Source organism: Rothia endophytica, assembly GCF_928381505.1.
GTDB lineage: Bacteria > Actinomycetota > Actinomycetes > Actinomycetales > Micrococcaceae > Rothia > Rothia endophytica_A.
The window spans coordinates 37,711-53,830 of record NZ_CAKMSJ010000009.1 but is presented as its reverse complement, the minus strand read 5'-3'; the positions used below and the strand labels follow the sequence as shown (position 1 = coordinate 53,830).

General features: G+C 54.4%; 12 protein-coding genes and 1 tRNA gene. 9 read left to right on the top strand and 4 right to left on the bottom strand.

Annotated features, from left to right (window positions below; translation table 11 throughout):
• The first annotated feature begins 115 nt into the window (after positions 1-115).
• Together L6990_RS10110 and L6990_RS10105 are read left to right on the top strand one after the other, a co-directional pair.
• The gene (locus L6990_RS10110; protein ID WP_237204002.1) at positions 116-718 is read left to right on the top strand and encodes a MarR family winged helix-turn-helix transcriptional regulator; all 603 of its coding nucleotides are present in this window, start codon (positions 116-118) and stop codon (positions 716-718) included.
• A 105-nt stretch (positions 719-823) separates the two neighbouring features.
• A tRNA-Lys gene (locus L6990_RS10105) sits at positions 824-899 on the top strand.
• A gap of 94 nt (positions 900-993) precedes the next feature.
• On the opposite strand, the gene L6990_RS10100 is transcribed toward L6990_RS10105, so the two are convergent.
• Positions 994-1,446, bottom strand: coding sequence for a hypothetical protein (locus L6990_RS10100; RefSeq protein ID WP_237204001.1), 453 nt, complete (start codon positions 1,444-1,446; stop codon positions 994-996).
• A 443-nt stretch (positions 1,447-1,889) separates the two neighbouring features.
• Between L6990_RS10100 and L6990_RS10095 the strand changes: the two genes are divergently transcribed.
• The 6 genes from L6990_RS10095 to metG all read left to right on the top strand — a co-directional run bounded on the left by L6990_RS10095 (position 1,890) and on the right by metG (position 10,367).
• On the top strand, positions 1,890-3,731 hold the full coding sequence (locus tag L6990_RS10095) for an acetolactate synthase large subunit (protein WP_237204000.1): 1,842 nt from the start codon (positions 1,890-1,892) through the stop codon (positions 3,729-3,731).
• Positions 3,728-4,237, top strand: coding sequence for an acetolactate synthase small subunit (ilvN, locus tag L6990_RS10090; protein ID WP_237203999.1), 510 nt, complete (start codon positions 3,728-3,730; stop codon positions 4,235-4,237). The genes L6990_RS10095 and ilvN overlap by 4 nt, the downstream gene beginning before the upstream one ends.
• Before the next feature lie 156 nt (positions 4,238-4,393).
• Entirely contained in the window at positions 4,394-5,419 is a 1,026-nt protein-coding gene (gene ilvC, locus L6990_RS10085) for a ketol-acid reductoisomerase (protein WP_237203998.1), read from the top strand.
• Positions 5,420-5,708: 289 nt separating this feature from the next.
• A complete protein-coding gene (gene serA, locus L6990_RS10080; protein WP_237203997.1) occupies positions 5,709-7,304 on the top strand; it encodes a phosphoglycerate dehydrogenase in 1,596 nt (531 codons plus the stop codon).
• 300 nt (positions 7,305-7,604) lie between these two features.
• Positions 7,605-8,705, top strand: coding sequence for a hypothetical protein (locus tag L6990_RS10075; protein WP_237203996.1), 1,101 nt, complete (start codon positions 7,605-7,607; stop codon positions 8,703-8,705).
• A gap of 120 nt (positions 8,706-8,825) precedes the next feature.
• On the top strand, positions 8,826-10,367 hold the full coding sequence (gene metG, locus L6990_RS10070) for a methionine--tRNA ligase (RefSeq protein WP_237203995.1): 1,542 nt from the start codon (positions 8,826-8,828) through the stop codon (positions 10,365-10,367).
• Positions 10,368-10,513: 146 nt separating this feature from the next.
• Here the strand turns inward: metG and L6990_RS10065 are convergent, their stop codons facing one another.
• A complete protein-coding gene (locus tag L6990_RS10065) occupies positions 10,514-11,596 on the bottom strand; it encodes a hypothetical protein (protein WP_237203994.1) in 1,083 nt (360 codons plus the stop codon).
• Between the two features lie 103 nt (positions 11,597-11,699).
• Here L6990_RS10065 and L6990_RS10060 point away from each other — a divergent pair, with 103 nt between their 5' ends.
• Positions 11,700-12,623 carry a hypothetical protein gene (locus tag L6990_RS10060; protein WP_237203993.1) on the top strand — a complete coding sequence of 308 codons (924 nt, stop codon included), beginning with the start codon at positions 11,700-11,702 and terminating at the stop codon, positions 12,621-12,623.
• 74 nt (positions 12,624-12,697) lie between these two features.
• Here L6990_RS10060 and L6990_RS10055 read toward each other — a convergent pair whose 3' ends face one another.
• Positions 12,698-15,283 carry an ABC transporter permease gene (locus L6990_RS10055; protein WP_237203992.1) on the bottom strand — a complete coding sequence of 862 codons (2,586 nt, stop codon included), beginning with the start codon at positions 15,281-15,283 and terminating at the stop codon, positions 12,698-12,700.
• A gap of 2 nt (positions 15,284-15,285) precedes the next feature.
• Positions 15,286-16,041: an ABC transporter ATP-binding protein gene (locus L6990_RS10050; protein ID WP_237203991.1), complete on the bottom strand. Its 756-nt coding sequence runs from the start codon at positions 16,039-16,041 to the stop codon at positions 15,286-15,288.
• Positions 16,042-16,120 lie beyond the last annotated feature (79 nt).

Genomic DNA, 16,120 nt, shown 5'->3' with positions numbered 1-16,120 from the left:
TAGGTGTGGCGTGACTAAATAATAGGGACAACTAAAATTGGAAAAATGAAGGGGGGGCAAATGGCTGGTGAGAATTATTATGCGTTGATGTGGTAAACGTGCTTATAATAACAACATGCCTGAAATTAACAATTGGTCTATCAATAGACTATTATCAACTGCCGCGCGCATGCTCGAGTACAGCTGGAACGATCAGCTAAAGTCGCTGGGTTTGACCCATGCCGGCGTGACAGCCCTAGGTGTTATTGCCCGAGAAGGAATGATTTCTCAGGTTAAAGTTGCATCATTAGTGGGAGTCCAAGCTCAAACAATGGGTAAGACCCTTGCTCGTCTCGAGAGCCACGGTCACATTTTTAGAACGCGAAATACCATTGACCGGCGCAGCTATCTTCTTGGTATCACCGACGAGGGGCGGCGCGTTCTTTCTGAAGCCGAAAACATTGACCGCAAACTTGCATCCGTAGGTGAACTCTCTAGGCCTGAATTTCGAGGCATGTTGATTAACATTATTGAAGGTCTGACAGAGCAGGGCGGTGGCGAAGTCCTCAAGGGTTCTACTCCCCACCAGGGTGCTTTGGGTAGCTCCTATGATGCAGCTGATTCGGGTGAGGTAAACCTGGGTCAGGGGGCGGCTGAAGTTAAACGCATTAATACTGCTGTTATGGACGTCATTACTCCCGAGATGATTGCTCACTACCGCAGCCAGGGTGAGCGCTAGCCCTCACCCATTGCTGTGTATGTCATCACAGTATGTTTAATGATTTGCATGTGCGCCACGATATGCGTATAGTATTTATTCGTTGCCAACAAGCAAGACAAGTTAGCGCCTCTAGCTCAATTGGCAGAGCAATTGACTCTTAATCAATGGGTTCTCGGTTCGAGTCCGAGGGGGCGCACCATTGTAGAAAAGCCCTGACCAATCGGTCAGGGCTTTTCTGTTTTCCCAGAGAACGTGTATCCGCTACTTATACTTAGGCGGTCTGAGCCAGCAGTCTAAATTTGCCAGGCGTCGATAATGACCCGCTTGAAGTCTTCGATATCAAGCTGCTGGTCCAGAACACCTGACCCATGGTGACTTTCGACTGGCATGAGAGGCTCGAAGGTTAGGGTAAAACTGGTCCCGTTAGTGAGCTCAATGCCGTAAGTGCAGCCCTCTACAATAAAGGTGCGCATCGCATTGGTGTTATCAACAGAAGTAGGCACCCCTGTAGCTTCAATGGCAGGAAGGGCGAGGGGGGCGATAATCGCTTCACGGGGGGTGTCCCTGTATCCCACCAAAAAATAGTTTTGGTTGGGCTGCTGCTGGGCCGCCACGTCGCTATTTGCGTATACCGATGAGCCTGAAGCAAAGACGAGATTGTAGGCACCATAATTGAAGATTTGGGTGTCAAAGACCCGGTGCAGGGCCTTGCCGATCTCGGTGCTGCTGAGCTCTGGGGTGTTCATAGGCACCAGTCTACGGACGAAGTATATGAAAGCAACCCACCTAGAACCATTACGTACAGATGACATACCGTGACGCGCCAGGGTGGTGGTGTGCACCTAAAGAAACCAGTCTTATTCCTAGTCGCATTGCCCTAGCGTCATATCAGCGACATAAAAGTTCATAATATAGAACCAGTTTGACCTGGTGGGCATAAATCGTGAGTATATGATGTATGACAACACGCCAGCAGTCACAGATTCGAATTCTTGTGGTGCGTTCCCTTCTTGGGTACGAGGCATAAGGTTTGTTTGTGTTCTGACAGCGTCTATGCCCTTCGCCCCACCACAGCGGAGGGTTTTTTCATAGGTAAAACCACATCCAGGATTAAACCTATGACCCTAGAGAATAACCCCATTCGCCTCAACATCACACCACAGTCTGACCTACTTTACGAGGATGACCAATGACAGCGGGAAATCCCATTAACCCGGCAGCCATCGCTAAGACTTTTTCGTCTCGATCTGCCAAGACCGAGACGGCTCAGCCGTCCAGCCAGCGAATGACGGGCTCACAGGCTATTGTGCGTTCACTTGAAGAGCTCGGTGTCACCGATATCTTTGGTTTGCCCGGTGGAGCAATTCTTCCAACCTACGACCCTCTTTTTGACTCCGAGCAACTGAACCATATTCTGGTACGTCACGAGCAGGGTGCAGGGCATGCCGCTGAGGGCTACGCGGTTGCCAGTGGCAAGGTTGGTGTGGCTATCGCTACCTCCGGCCCAGGCGCCACCAATCTTCTGACTGCTATTGCCGATGCCAATATGGATTCAGTGCCCATCGTCTGCATTACAGGTCAGGTCTCCAGCAAAGTTATCGGCACCGACGCTTTCCAGGAGGCCGACATCGTGGGTATGACCATGCCCATTACCAAGCACTCTTTTATGGTGCGTGACCCCCAAGAAATCCCGCGTTGCCTTGCCACTGCTTTCCGTATCGCAGCAACTGGTCGCCCCGGGCCGGTACTGGTGGATATCACTAAGGATGCCCAGCAGGGCATGATGGACTTCTCCTGGCCACCCACCACCGAGGTGCGGGGCTACAACCCGGTAACCCGCGGTCACTCAAAGCAGTTGCGTGAGGCTGCCAAGCTCATTACCGAGGCTCAACGCCCGGTGCTCTATGTAGGTGGCGGTGTAGTCCGCGCTGATGCTTCTGAAGAGCTCATGAAACTTGCTCGTCTCATCAACGCTCCTGTGGTGACTACTCTGACCGCAAGAGGTGCCTTCCCTGACTCCGACCCGCAGAATCTGGGAATGCCCGGCATGCACGGCACTGTACCGGCTGTCACCGCTATGCAGAAGTCTGATCTGCTGATCGCGCTGGGTGCTCGTTTCGATGACCGTGTCACTGGCGTCGTCGATGAATTTGCCCCGGGTGCCAAGGTTATCCACGTGGACGTTGACCCTGCAGAAATCTCAAAAATCCGGATTGCTGATGTGCCCATCGTGGGCGACTTGCGCTACGTTCTCCCCGAACTAACCAGCATCATCACCGAGGAGTTTGCCGCTGCGTTGCCTGACCTCAGCAACTGGTGGGCACTGGTCAATCGTTTCAAAGAGACCTTCCCCTTGGGGTACACCAAGACCGAAGATGGCCTGGGCTCACCCGAGTATGTCATTGAAAAACTAAGTGAAATCTCAGGCCCCGATGCCTACTACGTGACCGGCGTGGGGCAGCATCAGATGTGGTCGGCTCAGTTCATCCAGAACGAGAAGCCCCGCCACTTCATCAACTCTGCTGGTCTGGGCACCATGGGCTTCTCGGTTCCTGCGGCAATGGGCGTGAAGGTAGCTTTCCCCGAAGCGACTGTGTGGGCTATCGACGGTGATGGTTGCTTCCAGATGACCAACCAAGAGCTAGCAACGTGTGCTCAAAACAATATCCCCATCAAGGTTGCTGTGATAAACAATTCATCGTTGGGCATGGTGCGCCAGTGGCAGAACCTCTTCTACGACGGCCGTTACTCAAATACTCACCTAAAGACAGGGATGGGCACCGAACGCATCCCTGATTTCGTGAAGCTAGCTGAGGCCTATGGCTGTGTTGGTTTGCGCTGCGAATCTGATGATGATGTTGAGGCAACTATTCGTCAGGCCCTTGAGATCAATGACCGCCCTGTGGTCGTGGACTTCAACGTCAGCCCTGATGCCCTGGTCTGGCCCATGGTGCCCGCCGGCGTCTCTAATGACCAGATTCAGATTGCAAAAGATATTTCCCCCAGCTGGGATGATGAGGAGACAGCATGAGCCGCCACACCCTATCTGTACTGGTAGAAGATAAACCCGGTGTTTTGGCGCGCGTTTCGGGGCTTTTTGCCCGGCGTATGTTCAATATCGATTCACTGGCTGTTGGCCCCACGGAAGTGCCGGGTATTTCGCGAATTACTCTGGTAGTTGATGCCGATGGGCACCTCTTAGAGCAGGTGACTAAGCAGCTCAACAAACTCATTCATGTTCTCAAAATCGTTGAACTGAGTGATGAGCAATCAGCCCAGCGTGATCACATCCTGATTAAGGTTCGTGCTGATGCTTCAGCCCGCATCCAGGTCACTCAGGCAGCCGATCTCTTCCGCGCCAAAATCGTTGACGTCTCCACCGAGTCAGTCATCATAGAGGCCACTGGCTCAGCCAATAAAATCAATGCACTTCTTGAGGTGCTTGAGCCCTTTGGTGTACGTGAGATCGTCAGAGCAGGGACCATTGCCCTCTCTCGTGGGCCTCGTTCCATGAGCGAAAAAGCCCTGCGCAGCTAGCCCTTACTGCGGTAAATCAACCCGCGAAACATAAGTTCAATATGTGGACAATCCATCTCATTTTTGGTTTTGCTGACTAAGGTAGAGACAAGGGTCCACACCCACAAGTTTTAGAGCAGAAGCTCAACACCATACTGATCAAGGAGATCGCACACCATGGCAAAGATCTACTACAACGACGACGCCGACCTCGCCAACATCTCAGAGCGCTCGGTAGCCATCATCGGCTACGGCTCCCAGGGCCACGCTCACGCGCTCAACCTGCGCGACTCAGGCGTAGACGTCCGTATTGGTCTTGCAGAAGGCTCAAAGTCACGCGCAAAGGCTGAAGCAGAGGGTCTGCGCGTGCTCTCTGTTGCAGAAGCAGCAGCCGAAGCTGATGTCATCATGATTCTGACCCCTGACCAGGTGCAGGCAGAGGTTTACAAGAACGACATTGCTCCCAACCTCAACGAAGGCGACGCCCTTTTCTTCGCCCACGGTTTCAACATCGTCTTTGGCTACATCGAAGCACCTGAAGGCGTAGACGTAGCAATGGTTGCTCCCAAGGGCCCCGGCCACACCGTGCGCCGCGAATTTGAAGCAGGCCGCGCCGTTCCCGCCCTCGTAGCCGTCGAAAAGGACGCCTCAGGTTCAGCTCTCGAGCTGGCTCTGGCCTACGCCAAGGGCCTGGGCGCTACCCGCGCTGGTGTCATCGAGACCACCTTCAAGGAAGAAACCGAATCTGACCTCTTCGGCGAGCAGGCTGTTCTGTGTGGCGGTGCTTCACAGCTGATTCAGTACGGTTTTGAAACCCTGACTGAGGCTGGTTACCAGCCCGAAATCGCTTACTTCGAGGTACTGCACGAGCTCAAGCTGATCGTTGACCTCATGGTTGAAGGCGGCATTGCCAAGCAGCGTTGGTCCATCTCAGATACCGCTGAGTACGGTGACTACGTTTCAGGCCCCCGCGTCATCACCCCCGAGGTGAAGGAGAACATGAAGGCTGTTCTCTCTGACATTCAGACCGGTGCATTTGCCAAACGCTTCATGGAAGACCAGGCAGCCGGCGGCACCGAGTTCAAGGAACTGCGTGCCAAGGGCGAGGCTCACCCCATCGAGACCACCGGCCGCGAACTGCGTAAGCTCTTTGCCTGGAACACTGCTGACGATGATTACACCGACGGTTCAGTAGCCCGCTAAGGCTGACCTTCCACCGATAGCTAGAACAAGAGCTTCATCGTTGGGCAACACAGCCGGTTACCCGATACGATAGAACGGGTAACCGGCTTTTGCCGTCTTTCTAGAACTTTTGCCCCTGGACCGGTTGGCGCAGCCTTTGTGGTGAACTGCGCAATCGGGGGAGCAAGAGCCCATATTATTCAGTTGGCTCGATCAGAGCGACTGCTCACCGGCGTCCTTAGGGTCCGAAGCGTCGGTGACAGTAGTGCTGAACCCATCAACCACCAGCGTTATTCATAAGGAACCCACCGTGACCACCAAACCCGTAGTGCTACTTGCAGAAGAACTATCCCCCGCAACAGTTGAGGCTCTGGGGCCTGACTTCGAGATTCGTTCCTGTGACGGCGCTGATCGTTCCCAGCTTCTGCCTGCTATCAAGGATGTTGATGCAATTCTGGTACGCAGTGCCACTCAGGTTGACGCTGAGGCTATCGAAGCAGCACAGAAGCTGAAAGTTATTGCTCGTGCCGGTGTGGGCCTGGATAACGTTGATATCAAGGCGGCAACCAAAGCCGGTGTGATGGTGGTCAACGCCCCCACCTCTAACGTGATTTCAGCTGCCGAACTCACCGTTGGGCACATTTTGGGCCTTGCACGCAACATTGCTGCCGCTGATGCTTCGATGAAGGCAGGGGAGTGGAAGCGCTCATCCTTCTCAGGCGTTGAACTGTATGAGAAGACCGTGGGCATTATCGGCCTGGGCCGAATTGGTGGCCTGGTGGCTGAGCGTCTTCGCGCCTTCGGTACCGAGCTCATCGCCTACGACCCCTTTGTTACCTCCGCTCGCGCAGCAGCTCTCGGTGCCGAATTGGTAGATTTGGACGAGCTGATTGAACGCTCTGACTTCATCACCATCCACATGCCCCGCACTCCCGAAACTCTGGGCATGATTAATGCCGAGAGCTTTAAGAAGATGAAGAAAAGCGCCTACGTAGTGAACGTAGCTCGCGGTGGTCTGATTGATGAAGCAGATTTGGACGCCGCCCTGCGCGCCGGCGAAATTGCTGGTGCTGCCATTGACGTCTACGTCAAGGAGCCCGCAAAGAATGTGCCTTTCGTGGGCTTACCCTCGGTGGTAGCAACCCCGCACTTGGGTGCTTCGACCTTTGAGGCTCAGGAAAAGGCCGGTATCTCGGTTGCTAAGTCCGTGCGCCTGGCCCTGGAAGGGGACCTTGTGCCCGATGCTGTTAACGTAGCTGGTGGTGCCATCGATAAGGACGTGCGCCCCGGTGTGCCCCTGGCAGAAAAGGTTGGCCGCATTCTCACTGCGCTGGGTGGGGACGAAGCTCTCACCCGCGTCGAGGTTAAAATTGCTGGAGAAATTGCCAATAAGGATGTCACCTCCCTCAAGCTCTCAGCGCTTAAGGGTGTTTTCACCGATGTTGTTTCTGACAAGGTTTCCTATGTCAACGCCCCCATTTTGGCTGAACAGCGCGGTGTAGAGGTCGAGCTGGTCACCACCACCGAAACCGAGTACTTCCGTAACGAAACCGTGCTGTCCGGCGCATTTGCCAACGGCGAGGTTGTCTCGGTGGCTGGCACCGTGACCGGCCCCAAACTCATTGAGAAGCTGACCAACGTTAACGGCTACGACATCGAAATCCCCATTACCGATCACATGCTGGTGCTTGAGTACGCCGACCGCCCGGGTATCATCGCGGCGATTGGTACCCTGCTGGGCACCGCGTCCATCAACATCGCAGGCATGCAGGTCTCCCGTCAGGGTAAGGGCGAAGAAGCACTCTGCGTGCTCGCGCTGGACTCGGCTCTTTCACCCGAGGTGCTCGATAGCATCAAGCGTGTAGTATCAGCCGAGCGTGCCGCCATCATCAACCTGGCTGACTAGCTAGAGGTATAGACCGATAAGTCTTAAAGAGAAGGGTCTTGCTTTTCCTGCTAGGGGAAGAGCAAGACCCTTTTGCGTTGCTAGGTTCCACACTCCACTCCACATGAGAATGTTTGCCCATATCAGAATTGGGTACGGGGGTGACGCGGGAGGCTGTTGCTGGTAGGTTGGTGATTTCCCGGACCCTTGAAAAACAGCTCGTGTTTATGATCCCCACGGTCTAAATATACTGGACGCTTTGGCTCCCTTGCTGCACGGTGATACCGGATTCCCAGAACCCAACATGAAGTCACTCCAACAATGACCGTTCAACCACACCTACCCCGCCGAGCTCTTGCCCCATTACTAACCGGCGGTCTAGCGCTGGCCCTTACTCAGCCCAACAATCAGGCACAGGCAAGCCCCGTCTCCCCGCTGCATCCAGCTAACTATCTGGCTAGAGGCACCGTTGCCCAACGCAGCGTTGCAGCCATGCCGGTTCTCCCTAACTCTGCACAGATGGCTAACTACCTCAAGAACCTGCATTCAACCTACGTCACCGATCAATTTAAGGGTAGGCTCCCGCTGAGCGGCAATGTTTTTGCCTACAACATCCCCATCCACACAGTCAACAGCAAGGACCCCAACCAGAACTACGAGTGGTTCTACAGCTTTGATAACCGCGTCAAATACCAGAGTGATGAATACAAAAAACTGATGGGTGCTGAAACCCCGGTTCGCATACCCCTCCCCAAAAATTTTCAAATACCCGGTGGTGGGGATCGCTCGATCGCTGTCTATGACCTGGGTACCGGTTTATGGCGGTCCTTCTTTCTGGTTCAGAAAACAACTGAGGGCGAGCATAAGGGACGCTGGCATTACAGCTCTGGTGGCTACATCAAGGACGCAAGAACCCTGGCCGGGTCTGGTCATAGCCTCCAGCTCACCGGAGGCTCCAGCAGCGTTGTGGGAATGGCTAGCGAGCTCACTCAAATCGGTATTGATGAGGTGCTAGCAGGGAGAATCAACCATGCGGTCTCCTTCACTCTGCCCAACGCCCGCAGTGGCTACTCCTGGCCTGCTCGTCAAGGAGACGGCAACCTAACAGACCCTCTTGCTCCCTATGAGGGGCAGTGGTTCCGCATCAGCCCTGCGGTCAATTTAGATTCTTTGGGCCTGCGTCCACTGACCCTCATGATTACCAAAGCTGTACAGAAATACGGGGGCTATGGCAGTGACCGTAACATTTGGTGCATGGCAGCTAACTACGAATACGACACCAGTCAGACTGAAGCTGCCCAAGGTAATTCCCGCTGGTACACCCAGGTGCAAGCTAAGTATGGTCAGGCGCCAGAGAACCTGCATGACTTCCCCTTTGAGCATCTGCAGTTTGCTCCTAAAGATTGGAAGGGCGGCCTCTAGCCTCCCACCACTGTTCAGGTGATGGAGGGGGTGGGGGAGTCTACGCCCGCAGCAGTAGAGTGCACCGCTGAAGTGGGCGATATTAGCCCACGGGCCGCGGTTCACGGTAAAGTTGTGGCTATGACTTCAACCCCCTTCTACATCACCACCGCAATTGTTTACCCCAACGGTGACCCTCATATCGGTCACGCCTACGAACATGTTGCCACTGACGTTATGGCCCGATTCAAGCGCCTTGACGGTTTTGACGTTCGCTTTCTGACCGGCACCGATGAGCACGGCCAGAAAATGCAGACCAGTGCAGAGAAACTGGGGTTGACTGCTAGAGAACTAGCAGATCAGAATTCAGCTCGTATTCAAGCTATGGACGATCAGCTGGGCATCAGCTATGACCGCTACATCCGCACCACCGACCCAGACCACTATGAAGCTTCCCAGGCTATGTGGAAGCGCATGGAAGAGGCCGGAGACATCTACCTAGACAAGTACGAGGGCTGGTACTCCGTCCGTGATGAAGCCTTCTACGCAGAAGACGAGACCGAGGTTCGCGACGGCGTGCGCTACGCTATCGAAACCGGCACCGAGGTGGAATGGAACGAAGAAGAATCCTACTTCTTCCGCCTTTCCAAGTACGCGGACCGTCTCAAGGAACTCTACGCAACTGAAGGGTTCGTCTACCCCGAATCCCGCCGCAACGAGCTAGCAGGCTTCATGAAGGATGGCTTGCGCGACCTCTCCATCTCCCGCACCAGCTTTGACTGGGGCGTGCCCGTGCCCGGCAATGAAAAGCACGTCATGTACGTCTGGGTGGACGCCCTGACTAACTACCTGACCGGCGTCGGCTTTCCCGACACCGATAGCGATCTCTTCAAGACCTACTGGCCTGCCAGCTACCACGTCATCGGCAAAGACATCTCACGCTTCCACGCTATCTACTGGCCGGCCTTCCTCTGGTCAGCCGGTATCGAGCTACCCAAGCGAGTCTTCGCCCACGGCTTCCTGCTGGTTGATGGCGAAAAGATGAGCAAGTCCATTGGCAACGTCGTTGACCCTGTAGATCTGGTGTCCTCCTTCGGGTTGGATCAACTACGCTTCTTCCTGCTCCGCGAGGTCAGCTTCGGTCAGGACGGCTCCTACTCAGCCGAAGCTATCAAGAGCCGCATCAACTCAGATTTGGCCAATGACTTGGGCAACCTGGCCCAGCGCTCGCTATCTATGGTTGCCAAGAACTGCGAGGGGAAAGTGCCGGCTCACGGCGCTTTCACCGCTGAGGATCAGGCCATGCTCGATATGGCGAATGCCCTCTACGAGCCGGTACGTGCTGACTTCGATGAACTGGCCTTCCATAAAGCTCTAGAACGTATCTGGCAGGTGGTAGGTGAAGCTAACCGCTACTTCACCTCCCAGGAACCCTGGAAGCTGCGTAAGACTGACCTAGAGCGCATGAACACGGTGCTCTACGTAACCGCTGAGGCACTGCGTATCGTTGCAACCCTGACTCAGCCGGTCATGCCCACCGCGATGGGGAAGATGCTGGACCTCCTAGCAGTTAGTCAAGACGCCCGCAATTTCGCTGACCTGGGCCAGGCACTGGTACCCGGTACCGAACTGCCGGCTCCCGCCCCGGTCTTCCCCCGCTATGAGGAGCCCAAAGAAGGCTAAGCCTTAGCCCCCCACCGAATCTAAGAAAAAACTGCCCCACCTGAAGGTTTCAGGTGGGGCAGTTTTATGGGCTAAGCAGCATTATCAGAGGGCGCCAGCGCTCAGCTTGAGGCAAGTCGGCAGCGTACGTATATCTAGCTCACCTACTACTCGAACCAGCCCAAACCAGTTACCTTGTAATAGAGCATCTGCGCCAGGGCAATGTAGCCCCACCCGTTGAGGTGCAGGCCATCCGCCGAGAAGAGAGAGGGCGGGATCTTACCTTCATCGTAGGCTTTTCTATCGGTATCTGAGCTCCAGACCCCCGAACCTGAGAGGGCGCCGTACCTCAACCAGCTCTCCTGAGTGGTCTCCCGAAGGAAGGTTTCGGGGTTGACGAAGAGCTCGCCGTACTTTTCAGCAGCCCAAGCGTTATATCCGTTGACCTGCTTTGCTCGGTCAGAATCTTTGCTGTCACTTCTGCTACGGAAGTGCCCCATCACCAGGGTGCGCTTGGGGGCAAGGGCAAAAGCGTGTACTGTATCTTTGCGAATCTGCTCAGTTTCATTCATATTATTCCTACCAATTTGAATGATGTGGTAGGAAGAACGCGAAATCATTTCTTGGTAAGAATGGAACCAACTAGCTGGGGTAGTGGCAGGTGCGTAGATTGCTTCACCGTCGACCTGCCTGGTGAAGATGAAGGTATTTTTGGACGCAGGCACCAGGACGCCAGGTACCCCACCTACGTAGCCGGCGGCAAGAGTGCTGCCGCCCCATGCGACGTTAGAATCAGACGCTAGGGTTACTTCAACAGAACCTGAAGCCGGAATGGTGTCCTGCGGGAACACCAACTTGTACATGCTTTCTGGTGTGCCTCTGCGAGCATTAATCTGGGTGGAAGTTTCACCGCCACGTCCAAAATTCAGGACCGGAGCTTCTAAATAGGTATGCAGTAAGGCTTCAATCGTGGCGTTAAAGCCGGCGGGAACACCCTGGTCAGCCTGAGCTCCTTCGAAGGATGAGCTTCCCCAAAGAGCCAGGGAGGGGCCATTGATCGTGGGGTAGGTGAGTTCAGGCGGGAAGATATTGGACGATGCATCGGAAGCGTGAGCAGGTGAGCTGCTAGAGGCTGTGCTGATGAGGGTTGCTGCACTGGCTGCGCCGGTGAAAGCAGCAAAGCGCATGAGGTTTCTGCGCGAAGTCGAAAGACCTTGTACGTTTTCGGGGGTCATCTGTACCTTAGTCATGGTGTTTAGAGTGATAAGAATGTCGTATCAACGCGTCTGTTGTTCTGCGCCTCAGCTATCCATAGTAGTTAGACTTGTTGCTGATTATCTAGGAAAGGTCGCCGTGTCATTACTTACTAGTCGCTGTATAAAAGGTGTATCTGTTCTGAGCCTATTGGCTACGGGGCTGCTGACCGGCTGTTCCACACAGCCTGAAAACTTCAGCGAGCTTTCCACTCAGAAACCTAAACCGGAGCACATCTCACAGCTCTCTTCATGGATTTACCCTCCAGCTGAAGCAGAGGAAGCCCGCCGTGGCTTTGTTGAGCGGTGCGTCAAACAGGCAGGGGGATCCTACAAAGAGGCTGTACTGCAACACGATCTTGAAGACACGGTCTACACCGGCCGCACTACAGAAGAACTCAAGGAAACCGGTTATGGGTCAGTGCCTGCCGATAAGAGCCAGCAAATAGCTGACTTTGACCAAAAAGGTCTCGATGCTTATATCGGTACCGATCAGGCTCAGCAGTTCCAAGTGACCTTCATGGACTACAGCAGCGGTGACATCTCAGCAGACGGCTGCCTGGCACAAAGCTATGAGTACATCTACGGTAGCGCTGAAAACGGCATTAAGGTTGCACTCTTAGCCCCGCAATTTGGCCAGGCTATTTCAGAAGAGCTGCACGCTGACCAAACCTATATTGACCTGCAAAATGCCTGGAAAACCTGCATGAACGATGCTGGGATTACCTCCCTTGAATCCACCGATCAGGCTGTCTACCAGTCCAGTTTGGTTGATGCTAAAATAGCGGAGAAAATGCTGAAAAGCGATATCAGTTGCCGAGAAAGCAACAATTTTGATGGTGCTGTTACTGATCTCAAGCATTCATATTACGAGAGCATGTATAAGCGTCTAAAACAGTTCTCAGACGATATCGAAGAGACCCATCAGCTTGCTCTTGAACGGGTCAACGCTGATAAAGCTGAGCCCAAGGACACCTCATCTGTCACGGTGCCCACAACCTCGCCCTCACCTTCAGCATCCTAAATCATATGGAGATCACCGCGTCGGTGGGCTTTGATCTAGCGTCAAGCCCACCGACGCTGTTTTTACTAGTAGCTTTAGGTGACCTGCCGAAGAGCGGCCACCGGTGGCACCCCAGCAGCTTTGTAAGCAGGTAGGGAAGCAGCTAGCCAGGCTAGCGTTAGGCCACCTATCCAGGTTGCAACCAACCCTTGCCACGCGAAAGCGTAGGCGAGAACTGCACCTTCAGCCACGAAAGCTTGCAGGAGGAGCAGACCGAGACTGACACCCACCAGCAGGCCCATGCTGACTGCGATTAAACCTACCGCTAGAATCTCTCGGGTCAGAACCGCGCTCAAGGCTTTACGGGACAGCCCAAGAGAGCGCAGGAGTGCATGCTGTCGCCGACGCTGGTGGGCGCTTAGAACCTGGGTGTTGGCGATGCCTACCAGGGAGATAAGAAGAGTAATCCCTAGAATTCCAAGAGCCACATAGAAACCAATGCGTGTATTTTCTAAAATAGCTTCTCTTGCCTGTAGGGCGCCGGAGAGCTGGCTTGGGTCAAGATTAGTTAGCTGGGCTATTTGGCTGAGAGCATCCGCCTGACTGGTCCTATTAATGTCGGGAGTCAGAGATGCAAGAAGAATGTGTGGCGCCGGTTTGCCAGGCTCTGCGCTATACATGCTGGAACCGCTGAGCTGCTGGCCTGTCACAGTGTTCACTGCCAGGAAATCTATAGCGGCATCGGTTACTTGCACCGTCAAATCCCTTGAGCCTAGCTCGCCGGTGACACTCACCTTTTCACCTGCTGCTAGCCCTGCTGAGTCTGCATCTGTTTGCGAAATCAGCAGGTGACCATCTTCTAGGTCAAGAGTGCTAGAGGATGGCCAGAGAGCAGCTAAGTCTTGATCGTTGAAGCTGTAGACCTCTAGCCCATGAGGAGCTTCATCAAGGGCAGCCTGGCCCTGGGGCAACCCAAGAGCCCGATGGTTCACCCCTGCTACCTGGCTGATTTCATCGGCTAAGGAACTAGCCTTGCCCTCGTCTAACTGAACTTTGGCAGAAATTTCAAAGGGGCTATAGCTCTCAACGTCTTTCAAACTGGTGACCTCCACCGTTGCATAACCGGTCAGAAGTGCTGCTACCAGGGCCACGCAGGTATAGACCATGCGTCCCGTTGCGGCCGTCTGGGTGCGAGACTGCAGCGCACCTGCAACAGCTAATCCACCAGCAGAATGGGACGGGAGCAAACGCCCGTATAGTTTCAGCAGGGCTACCAGCGGAAGTGGGAGCAAGATAATCGAGCCCAAAGCTAGAAGGAAAGTACTTGACACAATAGCTAGGGGCTGGACTGTTGACACGCCAACTAGCGCCAGAGCGCCCCCGGCCAGGAGGGCTAACAGACCCAGGGCTAGCGTCCTGAAAGAGCGTTTTGGGGCTGCTTCTTCTGCTGTTGTCAGAGCCTGAAGGGGCGCTGTGCGGTAAGCCTTAAGCGCTGGCGGCAGAGCACTTAGCGCTGTAATCACGGTGCAGACTAGCAAAGCCAAAATAGCAGGAAGCCAGGCAAGGCTGATATAAAAATCTTCATTGCTGACCTTGAGGACAAAGGCTACAAGATAGGACGTAGCAATGCCTGCCAGTGCTGAGGTGCTCCCTAAAAGGGCTGCTTCAGAAAGTAGCATGCGAGCTAATTGCCCCCGTTTAGCGCCCAGAACCCGAAGTAGAGCGAGTTCTTTACCTCTTTGCTGAGCCATAACCTGGAAGGTGTTGGAGATAATGAAAGCTGCCATAAAGAGGGCAAGCGCGGCAAAGCTTAAGAGCACCGTGATGAGGTAGTTGATGCCATCGATGTTGACCTTGACGTCCTGCTGAATCTGGTCGTCAACGTTGAGCAGCTGGTAGCTTGCATTTGACGGGTCCAGTTCCCCGGTCAGGTCTACAACCGTGGTGCTGGGATCCTTGAATTTAATGAGGACGGTAGGGGCTAAGTTCTCTGGGTTTTGCCCAAGAACAGTGTTCATGAGTCGCTGGTAGGCAGCACTCTGGGATCCCAAGGTAAAGACTGCTCCCTGTATCTGAGACCTGGGAGCTTCCAACCGATAGATACCGCTGATGACGTAGGTGCGCTGCGGATACTCCTGCGCCGTTGTTATCATCTCTTCTGTTGTCTTCTCCCAGTCGCTGAGCTTGACCTCCTGGCCAACGCTCAGCCCCCTATCGCGGGCGTCCAGAGAGGAAATGAGCACCTGGTCGGCAGACTGCGGAAAACTGCCCTCTGCCAGCTCAAAGGGAAAGGACGAAACGTCCTGGGGCAGGTCAAAACGGGTGACGGTCTGATAGTCAGTGACGCCCTGCCGGTCATACTGCATATTGTCGTAGGTAGTTGTGAGGGGCCAAATACTATCTACCAGGGGTGACTGTTTAACCTCTTCAACGACGGCAGAGTCCAAGGGTAGCCCCTGGCCCCGGTAGGCCTCGGCAGCAGTAGGTGACTGAAGCACGGCATCGGTTTTGTTATACATCTCTGCGATAGAAAGCCTGGTCGACTCTGTAATCGAAGAGTTAAGAAGCAACACCGCGCACATAAAGAAAGCTGCGATAGCCACGCCGAGACGGGTGAGTGCAAAGCGAAGACGCTGGGTGCGTAACTGCGAGTTAGCTACTGTACGTAGGGTGGTGGACATGGCTATTCACCCAGCCCGGTGAGAGCAGCGAGCACAGATTCGCGGGTGGGGTTCTCGAGCGTCCCAGCAAGTTGACCGTCGCGCAAGAGCACCACCCGGTCTGCATAGGATGCTGCCACGGGGTCGTGGGTGACCATCAGAATGGTCTGGCCCTGCTCCTTTGCGGCCGTCTGCAGCAGGGTGAGCACCTCTGTACTGGTAGCCGTGTCAAGGTTACCGGTAGGCTCATCAGCAAAAATGACGGCTGGCCTGGGTAAGAGGGCACGGGCGATGGCAACTCGCTGTTGCTGACCGCCGGAGAGCTGAGAGGGCAAATGACCTAAACGATCACCCAAGCCTAGATTTCGCACCAGGTAGTCCCTCCAGATGGTGTCGGGCTTTGTGCGTGCTAAACCTAAGGGCAGATCTATATTTTGAGAGGCCGTCAGGGTGGGCACCAGATTGAAGGCCTGAAAAATAAAGCCAACATTTTTTGCCCTGAACTCTGAAAGTTCAATATCGCGCAAGCCAAGTAGCTCAACCCCGCCAATCTTTAGTGAGGTTTGCAGGCCAAGATCAGGGGCGTCCAAGGTCGATAGGCAGTGCATCAGCGTCGATTTACCAGAACCGGAGGGGCCCATAATCGCAGTGAACTTACCGCGTTCAAATTCAAGACTAATGTCATGCAGAGCGGGTACAGCGGTCTCACCGCTGCCGTAGGTTTTTGAGAGGTGACGGGCAGCCACTGCTGCCACAAAAGGGTGTGGTGTAGCGTTCATAGCTCTATGCTGTCAGAGTGTGCAATAAGGCACATCGTGCTCCGGTCTGACTTTGGTTTCTTACCTCTCATGCCCAGGT

Excerpts from the sequence above, each read along its gene's own strand:
- L6990_RS10110 (WP_237204002.1), top strand. The coding sequence starts at position 116 with ATGCCTGAAATTAACAATTGGTCTATCAATAGACTATTATCAACTGCC.
- L6990_RS10100 (WP_237204001.1), bottom strand. The coding sequence starts at position 1,446 with ATGAACACCCCAGAGCTCAGCAGCACCGAGATCGGCAAGGCCCTGCAC.
- L6990_RS10095 (WP_237204000.1), top strand. The coding sequence starts at position 1,890 with ATGACAGCGGGAAATCCCATTAACCCGGCAGCCATCGCTAAGACTTTT.
- ilvN (WP_237203999.1), top strand. The coding sequence starts at position 3,728 with ATGAGCCGCCACACCCTATCTGTACTGGTAGAAGATAAACCCGGTGTT.
- ilvC (WP_237203998.1), top strand. The coding sequence starts at position 4,394 with ATGGCAAAGATCTACTACAACGACGACGCCGACCTCGCCAACATCTCA.
- L6990_RS10075 (WP_237203996.1), top strand. The coding sequence starts at position 7,605 with ATGACCGTTCAACCACACCTACCCCGCCGAGCTCTTGCCCCATTACTA.
- metG (WP_237203995.1), top strand. The coding sequence starts at position 8,826 with ATGACTTCAACCCCCTTCTACATCACCACCGCAATTGTTTACCCCAAC.
- L6990_RS10065 (WP_237203994.1), bottom strand. The coding sequence starts at position 11,596 with ATGACTAAGGTACAGATGACCCCCGAAAACGTACAAGGTCTTTCGACT.
- L6990_RS10055 (WP_237203992.1), bottom strand. The coding sequence starts at position 15,283 with ATGTCCACCACCCTACGTACAGTAGCTAACTCGCAGTTACGCACCCAG.
- L6990_RS10050 (WP_237203991.1), bottom strand. The coding sequence starts at position 16,041 with ATGAACGCTACACCACACCCTTTTGTGGCAGCAGTGGCTGCCCGTCAC.